The following is a 3,302-nucleotide window of genomic DNA, read 5'->3' as shown; positions in this document are numbered from 1 at the left end:
TTTCAATGCCATCTTTCAGTAACAGTGCACTAACTGCATAGAAGCAGGAATAATACAATCTATTTACAACAGTATTCCATTTGCCCCTTTCCATTAATATCAATGCATCATCAAATGATTCTTCGGCTCTATGAAAGCGGTATTTAATATAATCCTCAAGGTTCTCCATTTTCATAAAATTATCCCCTCTTTAATCACATTCTTGTAAAGTGGAGAAAATACAAGCATATTTTTCCAATATTTCTTTGAATATATAAATGATGATATTATTTGTCCTGATTCTAATTCCAAATCGTACAATCCGTCTCTGAATTTATCCTCTATTTCATTGGTGACTTCTTGATCGTTTACTAAAATAAGCAAATCCCAATCAGAATCAGGTCTGTTATCTCCACGAGCTCTCGATCCAAATAAAAATGCTTCAGCATTTGGGTCTTTATCGTGAATAGTTCTTTTAATTTTATCTTGTAATAGATTCTGATTCATAGTTTTATTAATATTCAATCAAAGATACAAAATTCTGATTGATTCTGTTGATTTCGATGCCACTTTCTACTAACGTTTGGGTATATGGTTCGTTGGCGATTTCAAAGCTCATACTTATAAAATTACAAGCAAAGTTTCATAAAAGTACAAAAGTTCCACAAATCACAGTCCCGCCAATTGTAAAACGAAAGATAAGCCATTTTATCGAAAAGTATCTTCATCTTGAAGTGAACAAAAAGAAAAGGGCTAAATACTATTTTGATGCGCCAGGTAAATTAATTTGCAGAACTGAATTCGAATAGATTTATTTTTTTTGCTGTTAGGTTTTCTGGTATGTTTTAATGAGAATAGAAGTGATGTTCATTGAAAAAGAGAAGTGGATTGAGAATGTTTTTCTATTGATGTCCTTTTCTTTTGCGTGTCCAAAAGAAAAGTACGAAAAGAAAAAGACAGCCTGGGTTTTCGGCGACCCACTAAGGGCTCGATTTCTAAGCCAGCCAAGCCGTTCGGTCGCTTCGTTCCCTCACTTCTCCGTCTGGCTTTAACGGAATCTTCGCCCAGTGGGTACCCCGCCTGCAAACCCTAAGGCCTTTAAAAGAACACCGCCTCATAAAAATCACGGTAAAAAAATTGAGCACCAAGGCGTTAAAAAATTTATGCTGTTTGACCCCGATTTTAATCGGGGGAGTTCATAAATTTTAGCCTGAATGCTCAATTTTTAGTGATTTTTATGCAGCGGTGACTTTTGCTCATGTAATTAATTTTAAATTTAGGTATTCGCGAGCTCGCTTCGCTCGGTTCTTTGCTTCTTTCTTTGTGTGGCAGACAAAGAAAGAAGAAGAGAAATATGCTAAATAAGTCTGCATCTATGAATAAAATCTGTATTTTCAGAGCAAATCAATCTACAGCACATCAAAATATTATTTACCCAAGAAAAGCGCCATCCGAAAGCCACTCCAATACGAGTACCTCGGATATGCTTTTGAATCCACTTACAAGAAAGGCGATAGGGGACAATACCAATTGGTAGTATCCCACAACAGCCTGGAAGAGTTGAAATACAAGATCAAAGAAAACACCCGGAAAACTATACCGGCAAGTTTCGACGAACGTATTGAACGGTTAACCCTTTTAATGCGAGGATGGTTAAACTACTTCAAAGCAGCTTCGATATACGGGAAGCTGAAGACCTTGGATGGATGGGTACGTAACCGGCTGCGCTATTGCATCTGGCATCACTGGAAAAAGCCCCGACGCCGTGTTAAGAATTTAATCCGGCTTGGAGTTCCGGATCGTATGGCATGGCAGTGGGCGACATGGGTGTGTGTGGGTGTGGTTTGGTTTGGGGTTTGGAATTTGGAATTTAGGTTTGGTATTTGGAATTTGGTATTTGGAACTTGGATTTGGGTGGTGTGAGAAGTGCATTCCGGCTATTCATGGTTGGGGCCGCCTACTCGATTGGAGGGTAGTGCAGATTACAAGGAAATATTGAGCTTAATTTCTCCAGAAAGGACTTTTTGGATATATTCCTTTTGTTCTTGAAAGGATTTGTCTGCAAGTTCCTTTGCAATTTGCTCCTTGATTTTTCTAAAATATACGACGGAGTCAAATTTTTTCTGTATTTCAGTATCAGTCTTCATATTTTAATAATTCTTTTGGACATCTTATTTCAATTGATGGATAACCATTCTTCATGTTAATAGCATTAAATAATCTGATTTTATCCCAATTTACAATGTGTTTAAAATTCCAACTCAGAAGGATATCAATACGATTAACAGTAGCAATAGCGATATGATAAGCATCATCCATACTCGCAGCACAAAGAATTTTTTCGCTTATATAATACTCCGCCAACTGTCTTGATTCCTCTGTGAACTCCAAAATAATTAAATTCTTTGGTGGGATAAGGTTTATTACTTCCTGAACATGTTTTGGTGCTGGAATTAACTCAAGCTTACTGATTTCAGATAGATAAACCTGAAAATCATCATTTTGAATCCTTTCAAAGAGCTTAATGGTATCAGAACTGAATTCATCGTCATAATACCCTCCAATCACTGAAGTGTCAATATAGATTCTCTGTTTTGCCATGTTTTTCAGAATATTTGTACAAACTTACAAAAAAAAGCCGGGAAAGCCAAATGTCGGGTAACGCAGGCGGATTGCTCCGCCTTTGTCCCCTAAGAACCGTACTTGCAACTTTCGCCGCATACGGCTCAAGTTCTCAGAAGCCGGAGTAAACCGACCAACAATATACAAAAGATTTATTACCTTTGCAATACGCCGTTGTAATGATTTAACAAATTGCCGGACTTTATCCCATTTGATAAAGTTCCACGCCGTTACCATTGTTTCAAGTGCACATCCTTCTTACGTTGGATTCATTTGCTTTCCTGAATTGAAAATCTTATTACACCTTTCTATCAATTGAGAACCAGATGGAAGTCTGCCCCCTTTCGGATCTGATAAAACCAGTATCCCGGCGATTATAGCCGGGCATTTGCTTGCTCCATCCTCCCATACCTGCAATACATTGTATGCGTCTCACGACGAACCTACCCCGGAAATCAGGGAGTATTACAGGCTTACCACGTTCCGCTTATATAACAAACCGGGTTAGGTTCTGTCTCTTTGCCGGGGGAATCGTAATCCACGTAACAGGAACCGCGCAACCTGTTATCTATACCCCTTACCTTTTGGTCATAGCGTGTCATCGCTTTTCGCTATCTTCACTTCACGACATTTATCAACAGTTCATATATGTATACCGGTTGAGCCTAACTCCTTCATGTTATAGCGATAACATGACAGAA

At 38.2% G+C, this 3,302-nt stretch carries 5 protein-coding genes; 1 reads left to right on the top strand and 4 read right to left on the bottom strand.

Features of this window, described 5'->3' with window-relative positions:
• Both NT175_07365 and NT175_07360 read right to left on the bottom strand, forming a co-directional pair.
• Positions 1 to 169, bottom strand: a 169-nt coding sequence (locus tag NT175_07365) for a HEPN domain-containing protein (GenBank protein MCX6234528.1), incomplete at its 3' end; no start/stop codon positions are given.
• Positions 170 to 171: 2 nt separating this feature from the next.
• Positions 172 to 486, bottom strand: coding sequence for a nucleotidyltransferase domain-containing protein (locus NT175_07360; GenBank protein ID MCX6234527.1), 315 nt, complete (start codon positions 484 to 486; stop codon positions 172 to 174).
• A 1,023-nt stretch (positions 487 to 1,509) separates the two neighbouring features.
• Here NT175_07360 and NT175_07355 point away from each other — a divergent pair.
• Positions 1,510 to 1,902 (top strand): hypothetical protein, encoded by a 393-nt coding sequence (locus NT175_07355; GenBank protein MCX6234526.1) that lies wholly within the window; start codon positions 1,510 to 1,512, stop codon positions 1,900 to 1,902.
• A gap of 59 nt (positions 1,903 to 1,961) precedes the next feature.
• On the opposite strand, the gene NT175_07350 is transcribed toward NT175_07355, so the two are convergent.
• Positions 1,962 to 2,126 carry a hypothetical protein gene (locus NT175_07350; GenBank protein MCX6234525.1) on the bottom strand — a complete coding sequence of 55 codons (165 nt, stop codon included), beginning with the start codon at positions 2,124 to 2,126 and terminating at the stop codon, positions 1,962 to 1,964.
• Positions 2,116 to 2,580: a PIN domain-containing protein gene (locus NT175_07345; protein ID MCX6234524.1), complete on the bottom strand. Its 465-nt coding sequence runs from the start codon at positions 2,578 to 2,580 to the stop codon at positions 2,116 to 2,118. Before NT175_07345 ends, NT175_07350 begins: the two co-directional genes overlap by 11 nt.
• Between the last annotated feature and the right edge of the window lie 722 nt (positions 2,581 to 3,302).

Source organism: Bacteroidota bacterium (assembly GCA_026391695.1).
Lineage (GTDB): Bacteria > Bacteroidota > Bacteroidia > Bacteroidales > JAGONC01 > JAPLDP01.
This window is presented reverse-complemented; position numbering and strand designations above follow the sequence as displayed.